General features: G+C 52.2%; 1 pseudogene. It reads right to left on the bottom strand.

The features are described 5' to 3' along the window. A pseudogene (locus C162_RS36490) lies at nucleotides 1-320 on the bottom strand (IS110 family transposase); the annotation flags it as partial.

The raw sequence follows: 320 nt of genomic DNA, 5'->3' as shown, positions 1-320 counted from the left end.
CCTCGATTCGAGCTTCCAGTTCCGTGATCCTTTTCTCCAAATAGACCAAGTGGTCCCAGTGGTCTCGAATCATCTCGCGATGATGACGGCGCAACTTGCCATTGAGCGCGTCTAGCAACTGCGGAACTTTCTTTTTTAAACGGGTTTTGACCAGGTTCTTAACGGTCCCTTCGTCGATGACCTCGCCGTCCATGATCTTCTGGAGCAGGCCCCGCCCTGAAACCCCATATAGATCGGACATAAAGGTGGTTAGCTTGATGTTGGCATCCTGCAGGATTTTGTGAATGCGGTTTTTCTCCGCCGTCACCGCCTGCACCATC

The organism is Paenibacillus sp. FSL R7-269, assembly GCF_000517865.1.
Taxonomy (GTDB): domain Bacteria; phylum Bacillota; class Bacilli; order Paenibacillales; family Paenibacillaceae; genus Paenibacillus_AQ.
Note: the sequence above shows the minus strand (reverse complement) of the source record. Positions and strands in the feature narration are given on the sequence as shown.